Raw genomic sequence first — 16,826 nt, 5'->3', positions numbered from 1 at the left:
GAATTTCGCCGGTCGTGGGATGATTGCAGATCGTTCGCGGGTGGCATGCGGTCTGCTACCCGTTAGTCTTTCTGCTCGTCCTGCTACGGAGACCTGGCGACATGAATCGCGACCCTGCCCCGCGTCATCCGCTGCTGGCACGCCTCACCGATGCGCGCCGCACCACCGATGCCCTCTTCGACATCGTCAAGCCTGAATATCTGTATGAGCGACCGATCGCCGAGCGGCATCGGATCGTGTTTTATATCGGGCATCTCGAAGCCTTCGACCGCAATCTCTTCGACAAGCGCCTGTTCGATCTACCGAGCGCGAATCCTGAATACGACCAGCTTTTCGCGTTCGGCATCGATCCGGTGGACGGCGGCCTGCCGACCGACCAGCCGCACGAATGGCCGTCGCTCGACGCGGTGCGCGCCTACACGCAGCGCATTCGCGACGATATCGACGCGCGCTTCGATCCGCTGGATATCGCGAAGAATCCCGTATCGACCGGGGAAGCCGATCCCGCGACGCTGCTCGAAGTCGCGATCGAACACCGGCTGATGCACGCCGAGACGCTCGCATACATGCTGCATCAATTGCCGCTGCATCAGAAGTCGGGGCCGACGCTACCCGCGGAGCCGGCCGCTGCCAGCGATCTCGCGCGCGACATGGTGCACGTGCCGGCAGGAACCGTGACGCTCGGATTGGAGCGCGGCGCGGGCGTCTTCGGCTGGGACAACGAGTTCGGACGGCAGACGGTCGAGGTGCCCGCGTTCGACATCGACCGGCACATGGTGACGAACGCCGATTACCTCGCGTTCGTCGATGCGGGCGGCTATGCGAATCGTGCGTACTGGAACGATGCCGATTGGGCCTGGAAGGAAAGCGAAGGCATTGCGAACCCGGCGTTCTGGCGGCGCGAGGACGGCGAACGTGGCGCCTGGAAGCTGCGCACGATGTTTGAGGAAATCGCGCTGCCGCTCGACTGGCCGGTGTACGTGAGCCACGCGGAAGCAAGCGCGTACGCGCGCTGGACGGGCAAGGCGCTACCGACGGAAGCACAATGGCAGCGCGCGGCCGATGGCGTGCCGCAAGGCGCCGAGGGCAATTTCGATTTCCGTCGATGGGAGTCGGAGTCAGTGCGTGCCAATCCGGAGAACCGGAGCGCGTTCGGCGTGCAAGGGCAATACGGGAACGGCTGGGAATGGACGTCGACGACATTTGGCCCGCTGCCCGGGTTCGAGCCGTTTCCGTTCTACCTTGGCTATTCGGCCAATTTCTACGACGGGAAGCATTATGTGATCAAAGGGGGGTCGCCCAGAACCGCCGCCTGCATGCTGCGGCCGAGCTTTCGCAACTGGTTCCAGGCGCATTATCAGTATGTTTATGCGGGGTTTCGGTGCGTTGGCAAATGAGGACATTACGCTGAGCCGCGTTCGCGGCTCATCACCCGCTCCAACTCCTCGAACTCGCTGATCACGGGCACACGCCGGCTCAATGCGCCCTGCACGCTGTCACTGAGCCGATACCCCACCACCTGCACGCCCGCCGCAAGCCCCGCCTCGACCCCGGCAAGACTGTCTTCGATCAGCAGACAACGCTGCACCGGAACACCCATCAACGATGACGCATGGACGATCAGGCCCGGGTCCGGCTTCCACGACTGGACCTCGTACGCGCTTGCGATGCGGTCCTCGAAGTACGGCAGAAGCCCCGTGACGCCGAGGCACATTTCGATCTTGTCGCGCGGCCCGTTCGACGCCACGCATTTCTCCATCGCAAGCCCGCTCACCAGTTCCAGAGCGCCGCGCATCGGCTTGAGTTCGCGCGCGAAGACCTCCGTCGAACGCATGCGGAATTCGAGCGTGAAGCGGTCGATGTCCATCACCGGGAAGTCTTCGAGAAGCGACTGCGCGAACTGGGCGAAGCGGCATCCGCGAAACCGCTCGAGGACCTGCTCGTCCGACACCCGCGCGCCAGAGTCGCCGAGGATGCCCGCGATGACCCGCGCCGACAGCGTCTCGCTATCGACGAGCGTGCCGTCGCTATCGAAAATGATGGCTTCGATATTCACTGCTCGACCTCAGGATTATTCAGGAAGACCCGATCTTACAGGTCGCGCCGCCGCTCAGCCCGCATCGCCCGCGCTGTAGAGATGCCGCATGCCGCGCAGATGCTCGGCGACACGCTGCATCAGCGCGACCGCATCGCCGATGCACAGCAGCCCTTCGCTCGCGTCTTCATCGCGAAAGAGCGGCTTGCCGTTGTCGGACGCGTCGATTTTCAGGCCACCGAAAGTCGCTTCCGGGAATGGCTCGCCGGAATGCACGGTGATCACGTTGCCGCGTCGGATCGCATCGCGCACGCGGGCGAGGAACTGAATCTCGGGCGCACGCGATTCGTCGATGTGATGATCCGACAGAAAATCGCCTATCGCGAGCAATGCGTTCGACACGAGCACGCGTTGCATCGTCGCGTGTGGAAGAAGCTCGGAATCCGATGCGATGACCAGCGCCGGCTCGTGCCTGCGCTTCAACTCCACGCCCCTCAATGGTGGCGACTGCGCGCCGGCATCGAGCGCCATCGCGAGCACCTTTAGCTGTTGCTCGATCAGGCCGACCGCGTCGTTGCTTGAATGCTTCGAGCCGCGCTTTTCCATCAGATGCTCCTCTCTCGTGAATTTGCCTGGTTTCGCAGCAAGGCCCATGCCCCGGCACGGCTGTGAAACGAAACGCGATTCAAGAACGCGGCCCTTTTAGCCGTAAACGGAGGTTATTGCAGCCCCAACCTCCGCGAACATGCCCGTCAGCACACCCGATTCACGCAGAAAATTCCTCTCGATGATGCTGGCCTCAGCAGGCGGCGCGATGCTCGCGGCCTGCGGCGGCGGTGGAGGCGGCGGCAGCGCGGCACAGGTCGACAGCGTCGGCAAGGCGAACGCCGCACCGCAGCCTGCGGTAACGGTCCCGCAACAAGCCGCCGCATCCACCGACAGCCTCTTCTACGGCATGAACGGCCACATGGCGTGGGGCAACGGCATCTACAAGACGATGTCGGCCGCCGATCAACTCGCGATCCTCAAGGACCTCGGCGTGACCAGCTACCGCTGCGACACCGCCGACAAGGGCATGTCGAAAACGCTCGCCGACGCTTTGACCGGACCGTTCGCGGGCAGCGGCGTATCGATCCTGCCAGTGCTCAACCCGATCTCGGCGGGATGGGACTGCAACAGCTCGGAATCGGCAGCGTACACGCTCGGCTACGATCTCGGCGTGAACTGCACGAAGCCGTTGAAGGGGCTGGTCAAGTACATCGAATGCGGCAACGAGCTCGACGTGGCCCTCAAGATCGGCGGCGACGGCAGTCTGTCCACCGACTGGAACCCCGCGTGCTGGCCGTCGTTTCGCGGCGTGCTGCGCGGCATGATCGACGGCGTGAAAGCGATTGATCCGACGATCCAGTGCGGCGTGAACGTCGGCATTCCGATGGCGTATCGCGCGCTGCAGATGCTGTGGAACGGCATCTCGCCCGACGGCAGCGCACAAGGCGTCGCGGGCGCCGCCACGCTGCGCTGGGAGTTCACGAGCTACCACTGGTACAAGAGCTCGGGCGACATCCAGTGCGGCGGACGCAACCGCGCGTGCGTGGACGTGCTGCAGGTATTGAAGGACTCGTTCAACGTGCCGATCTGGCTGACCGAGTGGGGCTGGTCGGGCAACGCGGATACGCAGCAGTCGGCGGCCGATTACGTGACGAAGGCGCTCACGCAGTATCGCTCGATCAAGGACAAGTACAACATTGAATCGGTGATGATGTACGACGTGATCGATGCCAGCTACGGCTTGATTCAGGCCGACGGTGCGACGCGCAATGCCGCCTACGCTGCGTTCAGGAATTTCGTGGCGGCGAATCCGGTGTGAGGGCTATCGCCGCCTGACTTTCGCAGACTAAAACCCCGCCGCCAACCCATCACGCCGGCTATCACTAGCCGCGACATACCCGCGCTCCGGCTCGTTGCGATCGAGCTTCCAGATGTACTGGCCGGAGCCGAAGTCCATATAAGGATCGTCGATGGACTTGATCGTGTGCCCCATCGATTCCAGCGCCGTCGCCGTCGTCCTGCTCAACGTCGATTCGATGTCGATCGTGAAGTCGCGGTTCACCTTCCAGCGCGGCGCGTCGCACGCGGCCTGAGGCTGCTGGCCGTAGTCGAGCATCCGCACGATCGACTGCACGTGTCCTTGCGGCTGCATGTCGCCGCCCATCACGCCGAAGCTCATCACCGCCTCGCGCGCGCCGTTCACCTCCTGCGTGAGGAACGCCGGAATGATCGTATGGAACGGCCGCTTGCCGCCTTCCACGACGTTTGCTGACTTCGGGTCCATCGAAAATCCGCAGCCGCGATTCTGCAGCGAGATGCCCGTATCCGGCACGACCACGCCCGAGCCGAAGCCCATGTAGTTCGACTGGATGAAGCTCACCATCATGCCGCGTTCGTCGGCGACCGACATGTAGATCGTCCCGCCCGCCTTCGGCATGCCGAAGTCGAAATGCCGCGCGCGGTTCGGGTCGATCAGCTTCGCGCGCTCGGTGAGATAGGCGTCGTCGAGCATCTGCTCGGGCGTGACCTCCATCGAGCGCGGATCGGCCACGTACTGGTAGAGGTCCGCGAACGCGAGCTTCATCGCTTCGATCTGCAAATGCTGCGATTCGATGTTGTCCACCGTCAGCGACTTGACGTCGAACTTGTCGAGGATGCCGAGCGCGATCAGCGCCGCGATCCCCTGCCCGTTCGGCGGAATCTCATGCACCGTGTAACCGCGATAGTCCTTCGCGATCGGCTCGACCCAGTCGGCACGGTAGCCGCGTAAATCGTCGGCCGTCATCGCGCCGCCGTGCTGCTTCGCGAACGCCGCGATCTTTTCGGCCGTCTCGCCTTCGTAGTACGCGCGAGGGCCCGCTTCCGCGAGCATGCGCAGCGTCTTCGCGTGACCGGGGAAGCGCATCAGTTCGCTCACCTGCGGCGCACGGCCGCGCGGCATGAAGACATCGGCGTAACCCGGCAGGTCCTTCAGTTCCGGCACTGCCGCCGCCCACTTGTGCGCGACGATGTTCGCGACCGCATGCCCGCGCTCGGCGATCTCGATCGCGGGCTGCATCAAATCTCCGAACGGCAGCGAGCCGAACTTGGCGTGCAGCGCCTCCCATCCGGCGATCACTCCCGGCACCGTCACCGTGTCCCAGCCGCGCTTCGGCTGGATCGCGACGCCGCCGCTGTCCTCGCCGTACTTGCGCCTGAAGTAATCGACGTTCCAGGCCGCCGGCGCCACGCCCGACGCGTTCAGGCCGTGCAGCTTCGCACCGTCCCACACGAGCGCGAACGCGTCGCCGCCGAGACCGCACGAGACCGGCTCCACGACTGTGAGCGCGGCGGCGGCGGCGATCGCGGCATCGACGGCATTGCCGCCTTGCCACAACATGCGCAAGCCGGCCTGCGCCGCGAGCGGATGCGACGTCGACACGATGTTGCGGGCGAACACCGGCATGCGCGGTGTCGGATAAGGGTTCTGCCAGTTGAATGAAGTCATTGGGCGATCAGAGTTCGCGGGGATCGAGGGCGTCGCGCAGTCCGTCGCCCAGCAGGTTGAAGCCGAGCACCGCCAGAAAGATGGCGATGCCGGGAAAAATCGACATCCAGGGCGCCTGGTCGACGAAGTCCTTTGCGGTGTTCAGCATCGAACCCCACGAAGGCGCCGGCGGCAGTTGCCCCAGGCCGAGAAACGAGAGGCTCGCCTCCGCGATGATCGCCATCGCGACGGTGAGGCTCGCCTGTACGATGATCGGCGGCAGCACGTTCGGCAGGATATAGCGCACGATGATCCGGAAGTCGCCGAGGCCGATCGCGCGCGCGCCTTCCACGTAGTCCTCCGCCTTCACGCTCAGCGCCTGGCCGCGCGTAAGGCGCACGAAGCGCGGCATCGCCGAGACGCCGATCGCGATCATCGCGTTGGTCAGGCTCGGCCCGAGAAACGCGGCGAGCGCGATCGCGAGGATCAGGAACGGGATCGACAGCAAGGCATCGGCGATACGCGAGATCACGCCGTCGACGAGCCTGCCGAAGTAGCCCGCCAAGAGCCCGAGCGGCACGCCGACCACCACCGCGATGCCGACCGACACCACGCCCGCCAGCAACGAGGCGCGCGCGCCCCAGATCATGCGGCTCAGCACGTCGCGGCCGAGTTCGTCGGTGCCGAACCAGTGCGCGGCATCAGGCGCCTTGCGCACGGTCATGAAGCTCGCCTGGATCGGATCGTAGGGCGCGAGCCACGGCGCCAAGAGCGCGATCACCACGACGAACACGACGATCAGCGCGCCCGCGACGGCGGCGCGATTCTTCATGAACTTCGCGACGCCGCGATGCCGCCTGCGCGGCAGCTTGTCGACGGTATCGGTAACGGGGAGCGTGGCCATCAGCTTCTTCTCAGCCTTGGATTGAGCAGGATATAGAGCACGTCGGCAAACAGGTTCACGACGATGAAGCTCACCGCCGTCACGAGCACCACGCCCTGCACGACCGCGTAATCGCGATTGAACACGGCATCGACGATCAGCTTGCCGAAGCCCGGAATCGTGAAGACCTGCTCGGTCAGCACGGCGCCCGCCAGCAGTTCGCCGAACAGAAGCGCGAGCACGGTGACGATCGGAATCAGCGCGTTGCGAAACGCATGCTTGACGACGACCGTGCCGCGCAACAGCCCCTTCGCGCGCGCCGTGCGGATGTAGTCGGTGCGCAGCACGCTCAGCATCGCGCTGCGCGTGTGGCGCATCAGTTGCGCGCCGAGCGCGGCGCCCAGCACGAACGCAGGCATCAGCATGGTCTTGATGCTCATCCAGAAATCGTCCGATGGCGATACATAGCCCGACGACGGCAGCAGATGCCAGCGCACCGACACGACGAAGATCAGGATGATGCCGAGCCAGAAGTTCGGTATCGACATGCCCGATAGCGCGAGAATATTCGCGCCGTAGTCGAGCGCGCGCCCCTTGTTCGCCGCCGAAAGCACGCCCAGCGGTAGCCCGATGCCAATCGCGAGAATCATGCCCATGACCGCGAGTTGCAGCGTGACGGGGAGCTTCTGCGCGATCAGCGTCGTGACCGGGACATCGGTTCGGATCGACGCGCCGAGGTCGCCGCGCAGAAGGTCCTTGATCCACAGCGCGTATTGCGCGGGAACGGGTTCGTCGAGGTGATACTTCGCGCGCAGCATCGCGATCACTTGCGGGTTCTGGTCCTCGCCCGCCATCGCGAGGACCGGGTCGCCGGGCAGCATCTTCTGCAAGCCGAAGATCATCATCGACACGAGGATCAGTGTCGGAATCGCGACCAGCACGCGGTTGGCGATGATGCGCAACATGTCGGTTACCCCTTGACCGTGACGCCCCGCAGGCGGATCAGCCCGTCCGGGTAAGGCGTGAAGCCCTGCACTTTCTTCGAGAGCACGTACGGCCACGGCTGCACGTAGAGATAGACGATCGGGGCTTCGTCGGCGAGGATTTTCGAGGCGGCATCGTAGAGCGGCTTGCGTTCCGCGACCGTCGATTTCACGCGCGCGTCGCCGAGCAGGCGATCCACTTCCGGGTTGCAATAGAGGCCGTAGTTCAGGTTGCCCTTGCAGCTCACGAACTGATGCAGGTTGCCATCCGGATCGATACGGCCCGACCAGCCGAGATAGAGCAGCTCGAAGTCGCCCTTGTGCGCGGCGTTGAGCGCTGCGGCGTAGTCGGTCGGGCGCAGTTTCAGGTTGATGCCGGCTTCCGAGAGCATCGCCTGCAGCATCTGCGCCATCTGGTTCGATACCGTGTTGTTGCCGAACGTCAGCTCCACGTCGACCTTGTCGTAGCCCGCCGCCTTGAGCAGCGCCTTCGCCTTCGCGACATCGCGCTTCGTGGTCGTGATCGACTTCACGTAGTACGGGCTCGATGCCGGCAGAGCCTGGTTCGCCGGCGCGAAGATGCCGCCGCCGATCACCTGGTTGATCGCGTCGCGGTCGATTGCGAGTTCGAACGCCTCGCGCACGCGCTTGTCCTTGAGCGCCTTCGGGGCACGCGCGCTGTTCGAGATGTTGAACGTGAGGTCGTAGAAGCCGAGGCCCGGGATCGAGACGAAGTTGAGGTTGCGGTCGTTCTTCACCGCGTTCACGTCCGATGGCGCGAGGCGTTCGAGCATGTCGAGCGAGCCCGAGCGCACGTTCGCGAGTCGCACCGTGCTGTCCGGCACCGGCTGATAGATCACCTTCTGGATCGGGTATTTGTCGGCGTCCCAGTAGCCCGCGAATTTCTCCAGCACGACACGGTCGTTCTGTACGCGCTGCACGAACCTGTACGGCCCCGAGCACACCGGATGCGTAGCGACGCCCGCATCGTCCGCGAGCGACTTCGGCGCGAGCATCATGCCGGCGCGGTCGGTGAGCGTCGCGAGCAGCGCCGAATCGGGCGCCTTCAGCACGAGATTGACGGTGCTGTCATCGACCACGTCGACATGATCCACCGACGCCAGTTCGCTCTTGCGATTGCTCGCCGGCAGCGAGCGCGAGCGGTCGATATTCGCCTTCACCGCCGCCGCGTTGAACGGTTCGTCGTTCTGGAACTTCACGCCCTGGCGCAGTTTGAACGTCAGCGTCTTGCCATCGGCGCTCGTGCTCCACGAGGTCGCGAGCATCGGCACGATCTTGAGGTCCGGCGAAATATCGACGAGCGAGCTGCACAGCGAATTCAGCACCATGCGATCAACCACCTGGCTGCTACGCGCCGGATCGAGCGTGCCGATGTCGTCCTGCAGGCCGATGCGGATCGTCGATTGCGCCATCGCGCCGCCTGAACCGACGACGCCGACAGCAAGTAGCCCGGCTACAAGAATGTTACGCATGCGGTCTTTCCTTCGAGTTGGAATGATGATCTACGTGGCGTCGGTCGCGGCCTGACGCTCGCGATAGACGGCAAGGCGCTCGGCGAGCTTCGCGCTCACGCTCGACTGGAGCGGGGCGCCGCCGCCCGCGTTCTGTATCTCGCGCCAGAAATGACACGCGACGAGCCGGCCGCCGTCCACCGTCTCGCTACGTGGCGCCGCTTCGCGGCACAGCGGTTTCGCATGCGGGCAGCGCGGATGGAAGCGGCAGCCGGGCGGCGGCGCGGTCGGGCTCGGCAGGTCGCCCGTGAGCGCCACGCGCTCGCGCCGCTGACGCGGGCTGCTCGCGGGAATCGCCTGCAGGAGCGCCTGCGTATAGGGATGCAGCGGCGTGTCGAAGAGCGCATCGACGTCCGCCAGTTCGACGATCTCGCCGAGATACATCACCGCGACGCGGTCGCTCATGTGGCGGATCACCGCCAGATCGTGCGCGACCATGACGAGCGTGAGGCCGAGGTCCTGCTTCAGCTTTTCGAGCAGGTTGATCACTTGCGCCTGCACCGAGACGTCGAGCGCGGAGACCGGCTCATCGCCGACGATCAAACGCGGCTCGCCCGCCAGCGCGCGCGCAATGCCGATGCGCTGGCGCTGGCCGCCGGAAAATTCGTGCGGATAGCGGTCCGCGTATTCGGGCTGCAGGCCGACCGTGCGGAGCAGTTGCGCGACGCGTTCCGCGCGCGCCTTGCCGTGCGCGAGGCCGTGCAATTCGACCGGCTCGCCGATGATGCGCCCCACCGTCATGCCCGGATTGAGCGATGCGAACGGGTCCTGAAAGATGATCTGCAATTCGCGGCGCAACTGACGCATCGCGCCCGCGCCCAGATGCGTGATGTCCTTGCCCTGATAGATGACCTGGCCTTCGGTGGCATCGATGAGACGCAGCAGCAGACGCCCGAGCGTGGACTTGCCGCAGCCCGATTCGCCGACGATCGCAAACGTCTCGCCCTGCTCCACCGCGAACGACACGCCGTTCACCGCGTACACCGTCGGCGCGCGCGAAAAGAGATGGCGCGTGCCGCCGAAGTGTTTGGTGAGACCGCGAGCTTCGAGGATCGCGCTCATGCAGCCACCTCGCGCGCTTGCATCGCGTGCGCAGTCTCCACCGGCGCGACCCAGCACGCCACGCGATGCGCATCGTTCACGCGCTTGTCGGGCGGCGTCTCGTCGATACAGCGCGCTTCGACAAACGGACAGCGCGGCGCGAAGCGGCAGCCTTTCGGCATGCGCTCGGGCGATGGCACCGAGCCGCGAATCGTCGCGAGCTGCCCCTCGCGCTTGCCGACGGAAGGAATCGCGCCCATCAGGCCGATCGTGTATGGATGCTGCGGATCATCGAAGATTTCGGCCACCGGCCCGTACTCGACGATGCGCCCCGCATACATCACCGCGACGTGATCCGCCACTTCGGCGACCACGCCCAGGTCGTGCGTGATCAGGATCATCGCGGTGCCGGTTTCGGCCTGCAGGTTGCGCACGAGCGAGAGCACCTGCGCCTGGATGGTGACGTCGAGCGCGGTGGTGGGTTCGTCGGCGATCAACAATTGCGGGCGATTGGCAAGCGCCATCGCGATCATCACGCGCTGGCGCATGCCGCCGGAAAGCTCATGCGGATACGCGTCGAGCCGGGTTTCGGGCGCGGGGATGCGCACGAGTCGTAGCATCGCGAGCGCTTCGGCACGCGCCTCGGCGCGCTTCAATCCACGATGCCGCTCGACGCATTCCGCAATCTGGTGTCCGACGGTGAACGCTGGATTGAGCGACGTCATCGGCTCCTGGAAGATCATCGACATGCGGTTGCCGCGCACGTCCGCGAGTTCGCGCTCGGGCATCGCGAAGAGATCGCGGCCGTCGAACATCGCCGTGCCCGCTACGACGTTCGCGGGCGGGCTCGGCAAGAGGCCCATCAGTGCGAGCGACGTCACGCTCTTGCCGCAGCCCGATTCGCCCACCACGCACAGCGTTTCTCCGGCGTTCACCGAGAGCGAGACGTCATCGACGAGATTCGGCGCCTTCGGATCGCGGGAAAACTTGAGGGAGAAGCCCGTGACTTCCAGCACCGGCCGGCGCTCGAAAGGCTTGTTCATGGTTGGCTGCTCCAGCGCACATCGATGTCCGGGAAAAGTCGTTACGCAATTATGTCCAACACGGCACATCAGAAAATATTAAACTTTCTTAACCTCATTCAAGTTATTTTTAAGTTTCGATGCTTACGATCCGCATGCTCAAGACTTTTCGCCTGGTCGCGCGGACCGGCTCGTTCGCCGCCGCCGCGGACAAGATCGCGTTGACGCAGGCCGCCGTGAGCTTGCAGATGCGCGGCTTCGAAGAGGCGCTCAAGCGTGATTTATTCGATCGCAGCGGCCGCCAGATCACACTGACGCAGCAGGGCCGCGAGATCGCGCCGAAGGTCGAACTGATCCTCGACTTGATGGCCGAACTCGAAGCGAAGCCCGCCAGGGCGATGCAGGGGCCGGTGACGATCGGTGCGGTCGTGTCGGTGATCGGCGCGTTGTCGCTGTGCGTCGCGGGGCTGAAGACCGCGCATCCGTTGCTCGACGTGCGGCTGCTCTCGGCGCGCTCCGACGAACTGACGGTCATGGTCGAAGAAGGAGAAGTGGACATCGCGGCAGTCGTCGCGCGCCCGGACGATACGCTGCCCGAGGGCCTCACGTGGACGCCGCTCTATACCGAGCCGCTAATGCTCGTCGTGAACCGCGAAGTCACCGATACCGATGCGCAACGCATCCTGCTCGCGCACGGCTTCCTGCGCTTCGACCGGCGCGTGCGCACGGGGCTCGTCGTCGATCAGGCGTTGCAGACGCTCGGTCTTCAGGTGAAGGAATATCTGGAGCTGAATTCCATCGAGACGATCGTGGCGCTCGTGCGCAAGAACGTCGGCGTGACGGTGCTGCCAAAGCTGCATCGCGGCGACTGGGAAGCCGATCCGTCGCTACGGCTAATTCCGATCGTGTATCCGCCGATCACGCGTACGGTCGGCATGATCCAGCGCGCGTCTTATGCGCAGACGGGTATCACCGATGCGATCGTCGCCATGCTGCATTCGGATTGAAGCGTCGTAACGGCGATTGCGCGAATTGTGGGTTAAGTCGGCGGCTCATCGGCCAATTGAAATCAAGGTCGCGGAGATAAACTGGTTTCCGTGGTGCAGAACAACGCACCGCGCGCGGCAAGCCTCCAGGTCGACTGAGCAAACGGACTTACCCTAACCCTGTACCGTAAAGCAGTGACGTGCGATTCGAACCGCGCCGTATCCGATGTCAGCAGCGACGTAACGCAGCACATCTGTTCCGCTGTAGCCGTAACGCAATGTTCATCGATGTTGTAGGCAGCAAGTGTAAGACGCACTGCCCCGCTCCGGCTTCGCCGGGCGGGGCTTTGCTATTTGGTGAATCGCCGACGCGGACGTTCAGCTCCAGTCGTCCATATCGTGCTTGATGGTGTGGCGATTCGCGATCAGCGTCTCCACGCTCGGCTCGTTGTTCATCGCACGCTGGATCGCGAGCTTCGTCGCTTCGTAGTTCGTGCGGTACATGTCCTTCTTGTCGAGGTTCGGATCGCTCACGCAACGCGGATCGATCCAGACGAGACTGATGATGCACAGATCGTTCGCCTGATCTTTCGGCAAGATGCCTTCGATCAGGCAATCGACGATCGCATCGGCCGTCGCGGATTGCACGACGCCGCCGAACAGGTCGATGGTCGCCATGTCCTTCAGCGTGACCTTCGGGACGATCATCGTGGCGGGCCGCACCATCTGGTTGCAGGCGCGGATCGCGAACATCGCCGTGTGGCCCTTGCTTTGCGCCATCATGTTCGCGAACGCATGACCGACCGGGCCGTCGACGCGCCCGATCAGGATCTCGGGCATCGCGTCGGTCGCCTGGCCTTCGGCCGCCATGACGGTTGCTTCGCCTGCGCGGAACGTCAGGTCGATACTCATGGATCAAACTCCTTAGAAGAGTTGCACCGAACAGACTGACGGACGCAAGGACGATGCCAATCAAGCGGCTTCTCTCTCCTCGGCAAGATGCAAACCGTCCTTGCGCGCCCGGTGCTCCTCGATCAGCCGATACACGGTCGAGCCCGGCACCGTCTCCGATTCGAGCAGTTCCCCGGCGATCGCCTGCAACACTGGCTCGTTGTCGCGCAACAGTGTGTAACAGGCTTCGTTCAGTTCCTTGAGCAGAATGTTCGCGTGCTCGATCGACGCCTTCATCTGCAAGCCCGCGTACTGCTGCGGCAACGCGGCGAGGCTGAAGAGATTGCCGTCCGCATTGAAGCCGAACTTCGACACCATGTCGAGGCCGATTCGCGATGCTTCCTGCAAGTCCTGCGCGGCGCCGCTCGATGCTTCCGAGAACGTCAGCAATTCCGCGTTCCGTCCGCCGAGCAGCACCTGAATCTCGTTGCGCATTTCGGTCTCGCGATACAGGTGCTTGTCCTGCATCTTCGTGATGAGCGCGACGCCCAATGCGCCGCCGCGCGGCAGGATCGTCACTTCTTCCAGCACGCCCGTGCCGAGCAAAGCGGCGACGAGTCCGTGGCCCGCTTCATGAACCGCGATGCGCTTGCGTTCCTCTTCGTTGAGCGCACGCTCCGCGCCGCTCACATCACCGATGCGCGCGATCTTGATCGCTTCGACGAAGTGCTTCGACTCGACCACGCTCTCGCCCGCCTTGCGCGCAACGAGCCCCGCCTGATTGACGACCATCGCGAGCGTGGCGGGCGAAAGTCCCGTCGAGAGGCGCGCGAGTTGCCGGAAATCGATGTCGTCGGATTTCGTCGTGAGCCTGTCCGCATAGAAGCGGAAGATCTCCGCGCGGTCTTCGAGGTCGGGCAGGCGAACCTGCACCGTGCGATCGAAGCGGCCCGGACGACGCAGCGCTTCGTCGAGATTGTCCGGGTGATTCGTCGCGGCGACGATGATCACGCCCTCGTTCGATTCGAAGCCGTCCATCTCCGCGAGCAACTGGTTGATGATCCGGTTGCTCTCCGATTCCGCGGGACCGCCGCCTGTGTCGGTGCGCTTCGCGAGGCCGTCGGCTTCATCGATGAAGATGACGGTCGGCGCGTTCTTGCGCGCCATTTCGAACAGATGCTTGACCTTCTGGATGCCGACGCCGTAATACTTCGCGCTGAAGTAGCTTCCGGTGATCGAGATGAAGTTCGCGCCGCACTCGCCCGCGAGCGCCTGCGCGAGACGTGTCTTGCCGACGCCCGGGCCGCCGACCATCAAGATGCCGCACGGCGCGCGCAGGCCCATGCCGCTGAATTGCTTCGGGTCGGTGAGGTACGCCTGGATGTCCGAAAGCGCGGCCTTCGCTTCGCCTGCGCCGATCACGTCGTCGAACGTGAGTTCGGGCGCCCTGCCGAGCAGCTGCGCGCCGCCCGTCATTTCACGGCGCATGAACCAGACCATTCCTCCGATCAGCAACAGCGGCAGCAGAAGGCTAAGGGCGTCGCGCGTTTTGTCGAACGCATCCATCAGACGCGCCGAATCCGAACGGATGTTCGCATCTGGCAGCCAGACGAGCTGATACGGCGATTGCGCGTCGGTCTTCATTTCGCTCAGCAGGAGCGCATTCGAAAACGACGAGTTGTGGTCGGTGACGAAGTACTTCGCGCCTTTCTTCGTCGACACGAGAATCGCGCTCGGGCTAACGCCGATCGCCGTCACGTCGTGCGCGCGAATATCGCGCAGCATCTCTGAGGCGTCGCGCTCTTCGCGGGTCCACGCGGCGGTGTCATCGCGCATCTGGCTCGCGACGCCGTTTAGTGCGGGCGTCAGTCCGGTCTTTTGCTCGTGACGCAAGAGCAGAACACTCACGAGTCCGGCGATGGCAGCGGTTGCCAGGCCGAGTTTGATATACCGCGCAGATCGAGACCACAAGGAATTTTTAGCCGGTTTCATATTCCATACCTAAAGCGGGCCACATCATGGGCCCGGACGCTGGATCAGCGTGTTCGAGTGAGGGGGACGCACCGATCGCAGCGCGGCATCGAAACATTAATGTCATGCGCGCGAGACTCAGCCGTAATGCCCAATTCAATTCGGTAAAAACGACATGAACTCCATTGCCCGCTTACCGATTACTGAATTTAACGCATTATGCCCGCGAGTGTTTTGTTTACAAATTGGGGAAAAGGCCCTTATTAAGGGTTAATTCAAGGCTTTTGATTGGTGCCCGAGTTAATCCAGTGCGCTGAAGAATAATGCGCCTGTCGAACGACGCATGAAACCAATCGGGCGTGCTTTAAAAATCGAAAGAGCTGCCATTGCCCGCGCGCATGCTGCACGCGTGTTTCTCATGCAACGCGATAAACCAAATAGATGGCTGCGTGCGCTCTGTTGCAGGGCCATCCGCCCCGCTATACTCGATCGCAAATTCCAGGTATCAAGGCACGCAATGGACAACCCTGAACTGCTCAACCTCGCTTACTTGCGCGCCTTTCGGCTGGTCGGCCAGACCGGCAGCGCAACGCGCGCGGCGGCGGCATTGTTCAGGGCGCAATCCGCCGTCACGCGTTCGCTGCAGGAACTGGAAACGGCGGTCGGTGAGCCTCTTTTCGAGCGCCGTCCATCGGGCATGTTGCCGACGCCCGCCGGCCGCGCGGTGCTGCAGCGTTGCGAACGAATCTTCGCCGAGCTGGAAGAGCTCGCCAAATGGTGCGCCGCGCGTCAATCGCGGAGGCGTTCGGTGACGGATAACGCGTTGCCCGCCTACTTGCTCAACACCCGTCGATTGCAATTGTTCTCGACGCTTGCACGGCACCGGCACATGCCGAGCGCCGCGCAGACGCTCGGCATCAGCCAGCCGGCGGTGAGCAGCGCGATTCGGATCATGGAGAGCGGCGCCGGGATGCAACTTTTCTATCGTAGTCCGCGCGGGCTGCTGCTGACGAGCGAGGGCGAGACGTTCGTGCTGCACGTGCGCCGCGCGTTGAACGAACTGCGCCATATTCCCGACGACATCGCCGCGTTGCACGGCAGCATCCAGGGCTACGTGACCGTCGGCGCGCTGCCACTCGGCCGCACTCGGATCCTGCCGGAAGCGATTGCGCGCGTGGCGGCGAAGTATCCGGGCGTGCGCGTCGTGACCGATGAAAGCGCATACGACTTGCTCGTCGCGGGCCTGCGTTCCGGCGATATCGATTTCGTGCTCGGCGCCCTGCGCGCAAACGATGCCGCAAGCGGCCTCGCCAACGAGCGGCTCATGTCGGAGGACCTGGTCGTACTGGCGCGTCGCGATCATCCGCTCGTGGGCACGAGCGGGCTGTCGCTGAAGCAGCTATCGTCTGCTCAATGGATTCTGCCGCGCAGCCACGCTCCCGCGCGCGGCATGTTCGAAGCGCTTTTCCGGCGGGCACGCCTGAAGCCGCCGATGCCGACCGTGGAAACCGCCGATCTCGCTGTCATCCGTGGCGTGCTGATGCAGACCGACATGCTCGCGGCGCTCTCCGCGCAGCAACTCTTCTATGAGTGCGAGTCGGGACAGCTCGCGGTGCTCGACATCGAAATGCAGAATACTCAACGCGATATCGGCCTGATCGTGCGCGCGGGCGGCACGCCGTCGCCGGCGGCGCGCGCGCTGATCGACGCGATACGTCTCACCGTCGACAAGGTCGCGCGCACGACGCTCGTCGCGATGCATTGAGCGCGTTCAGGCGTCGTCAGTTGAGGCGCGGTCGCGCCGATGCTTATCGGCATCGAGCGGCTCATGGCGAGCTTGCTCATCACCCAGCGACCGTCGCGCTGCTTGGCTTCAGCGCCGACCGCTAATCTCGCATCGCGCGCCCGCGCACAGAAAGCGCGGGCATCGCGCCCATGCGCCCGCTGCTAAAATCCCTCCAGATCAGC

The 16,826-nt window shown here is 64.0% G+C and carries 14 protein-coding genes; 4 read left to right on the top strand and 10 right to left on the bottom strand.

The window, feature by feature from the left end:
- The first annotated feature begins 101 nt into the window (after positions 1-101).
- A complete protein-coding gene (locus AWB67_RS11985; protein WP_087656458.1) occupies positions 102-1,397 on the top strand; it encodes an SUMF1/EgtB/PvdO family nonheme iron enzyme in 1,296 nt (431 codons plus the stop codon).
- A 5-nt stretch (positions 1,398-1,402) separates the two neighbouring features.
- Here AWB67_RS11985 and AWB67_RS11980 read toward each other — a convergent pair whose 3' ends face one another.
- Together AWB67_RS11980 and AWB67_RS11975 are read right to left on the bottom strand one after the other, a co-directional pair.
- Positions 1,403-2,056, bottom strand: coding sequence for an HAD-IA family hydrolase (locus AWB67_RS11980; protein WP_087656457.1), 654 nt, complete (start codon positions 2,054-2,056; stop codon positions 1,403-1,405).
- 54 nt (positions 2,057-2,110) lie between these two features.
- The gene (locus tag AWB67_RS11975) at positions 2,111-2,641 is read right to left on the bottom strand and encodes a hypothetical protein (protein WP_087656456.1); all 531 of its coding nucleotides are present in this window, start codon (positions 2,639-2,641) and stop codon (positions 2,111-2,113) included.
- A gap of 181 nt (positions 2,642-2,822) precedes the next feature.
- Here AWB67_RS11975 and AWB67_RS11970 point away from each other — a divergent pair, with 181 nt between their 5' ends.
- Complete coding sequence (locus AWB67_RS11970) at positions 2,823-3,902, top strand: glycosyl hydrolase (RefSeq protein ID WP_087656455.1); 1,080 nt, start codon at positions 2,823-2,825, stop codon at positions 3,900-3,902.
- A gap of 27 nt (positions 3,903-3,929) precedes the next feature.
- Here the strand turns inward: AWB67_RS11970 and ggt are convergent, their stop codons facing one another.
- Genes ggt through AWB67_RS11940 form a run of 6 tightly spaced genes read right to left on the bottom strand, consistent with a single transcriptional unit; the run spans position 3,930 to position 11,031 of the window.
- Complete coding sequence (gene ggt / locus AWB67_RS11965) at positions 3,930-5,570, bottom strand: gamma-glutamyltransferase (RefSeq protein ID WP_087656454.1); 1,641 nt, start codon at positions 5,568-5,570, stop codon at positions 3,930-3,932.
- Positions 5,571-5,577: 7 nt separating this feature from the next.
- Positions 5,578-6,453: an ABC transporter permease gene (locus tag AWB67_RS11960; RefSeq protein ID WP_087656453.1), complete on the bottom strand. Its 876-nt coding sequence runs from the start codon at positions 6,451-6,453 to the stop codon at positions 5,578-5,580.
- A complete protein-coding gene (locus tag AWB67_RS11955; protein WP_087656452.1) occupies positions 6,453-7,397 on the bottom strand; it encodes an ABC transporter permease in 945 nt (314 codons plus the stop codon). The genes AWB67_RS11960 and AWB67_RS11955 overlap by 1 nt, the downstream gene beginning before the upstream one ends.
- A gap of 5 nt (positions 7,398-7,402) precedes the next feature.
- Complete coding sequence (locus AWB67_RS11950; protein ID WP_087656451.1) at positions 7,403-8,908, bottom strand: ABC transporter substrate-binding protein; 1,506 nt, start codon at positions 8,906-8,908, stop codon at positions 7,403-7,405.
- Positions 8,909-8,938: 30 nt separating this feature from the next.
- Positions 8,939-10,009 (bottom strand): ABC transporter ATP-binding protein, encoded by a 1,071-nt coding sequence (locus AWB67_RS11945; RefSeq protein WP_087656450.1) that lies wholly within the window; start codon positions 10,007-10,009, stop codon positions 8,939-8,941.
- On the bottom strand, positions 10,006-11,031 hold the full coding sequence (locus AWB67_RS11940; protein ID WP_087656449.1) for an ABC transporter ATP-binding protein: 1,026 nt from the start codon (positions 11,029-11,031) through the stop codon (positions 10,006-10,008). The genes AWB67_RS11945 and AWB67_RS11940 overlap by 4 nt, the downstream gene beginning before the upstream one ends.
- A 119-nt stretch (positions 11,032-11,150) precedes the next feature.
- Between AWB67_RS11940 and AWB67_RS11935 the strand changes: the two genes are divergently transcribed.
- On the top strand, positions 11,151-12,017 hold the full coding sequence (locus AWB67_RS11935; RefSeq protein ID WP_087656448.1) for a LysR family transcriptional regulator: 867 nt from the start codon (positions 11,151-11,153) through the stop codon (positions 12,015-12,017).
- Positions 12,018-12,374: 357 nt separating this feature from the next.
- Here AWB67_RS11935 and fae read toward each other — a convergent pair whose 3' ends face one another.
- Positions 12,375-12,908 (bottom strand): formaldehyde-activating enzyme, encoded by a 534-nt coding sequence (gene fae, locus AWB67_RS11930; RefSeq protein ID WP_087656447.1) that lies wholly within the window; start codon positions 12,906-12,908, stop codon positions 12,375-12,377.
- A gap of 60 nt (positions 12,909-12,968) precedes the next feature.
- Entirely contained in the window at positions 12,969-14,879 is a 1,911-nt protein-coding gene (locus AWB67_RS11925) for an AAA family ATPase (protein ID WP_087656446.1), read from the bottom strand.
- Between the two features lie 496 nt (positions 14,880-15,375).
- Between AWB67_RS11925 and AWB67_RS11920 the strand changes: the two genes are divergently transcribed.
- Positions 15,376-16,623, top strand: coding sequence for a LysR family transcriptional regulator (locus AWB67_RS11920; RefSeq protein ID WP_087656445.1), 1,248 nt, complete (start codon positions 15,376-15,378; stop codon positions 16,621-16,623).
- Positions 16,624-16,826: the final 203 nt, after the last annotated feature.

This window comes from Caballeronia terrestris (assembly GCF_001544515.1).
In the GTDB taxonomy this organism is placed as follows: Bacteria; Pseudomonadota; Gammaproteobacteria; order Burkholderiales; family Burkholderiaceae; genus Caballeronia; species Caballeronia terrestris.
Note: the sequence above shows the minus strand (reverse complement) of the source record. Positions and strands in the feature narration are given on the sequence as shown.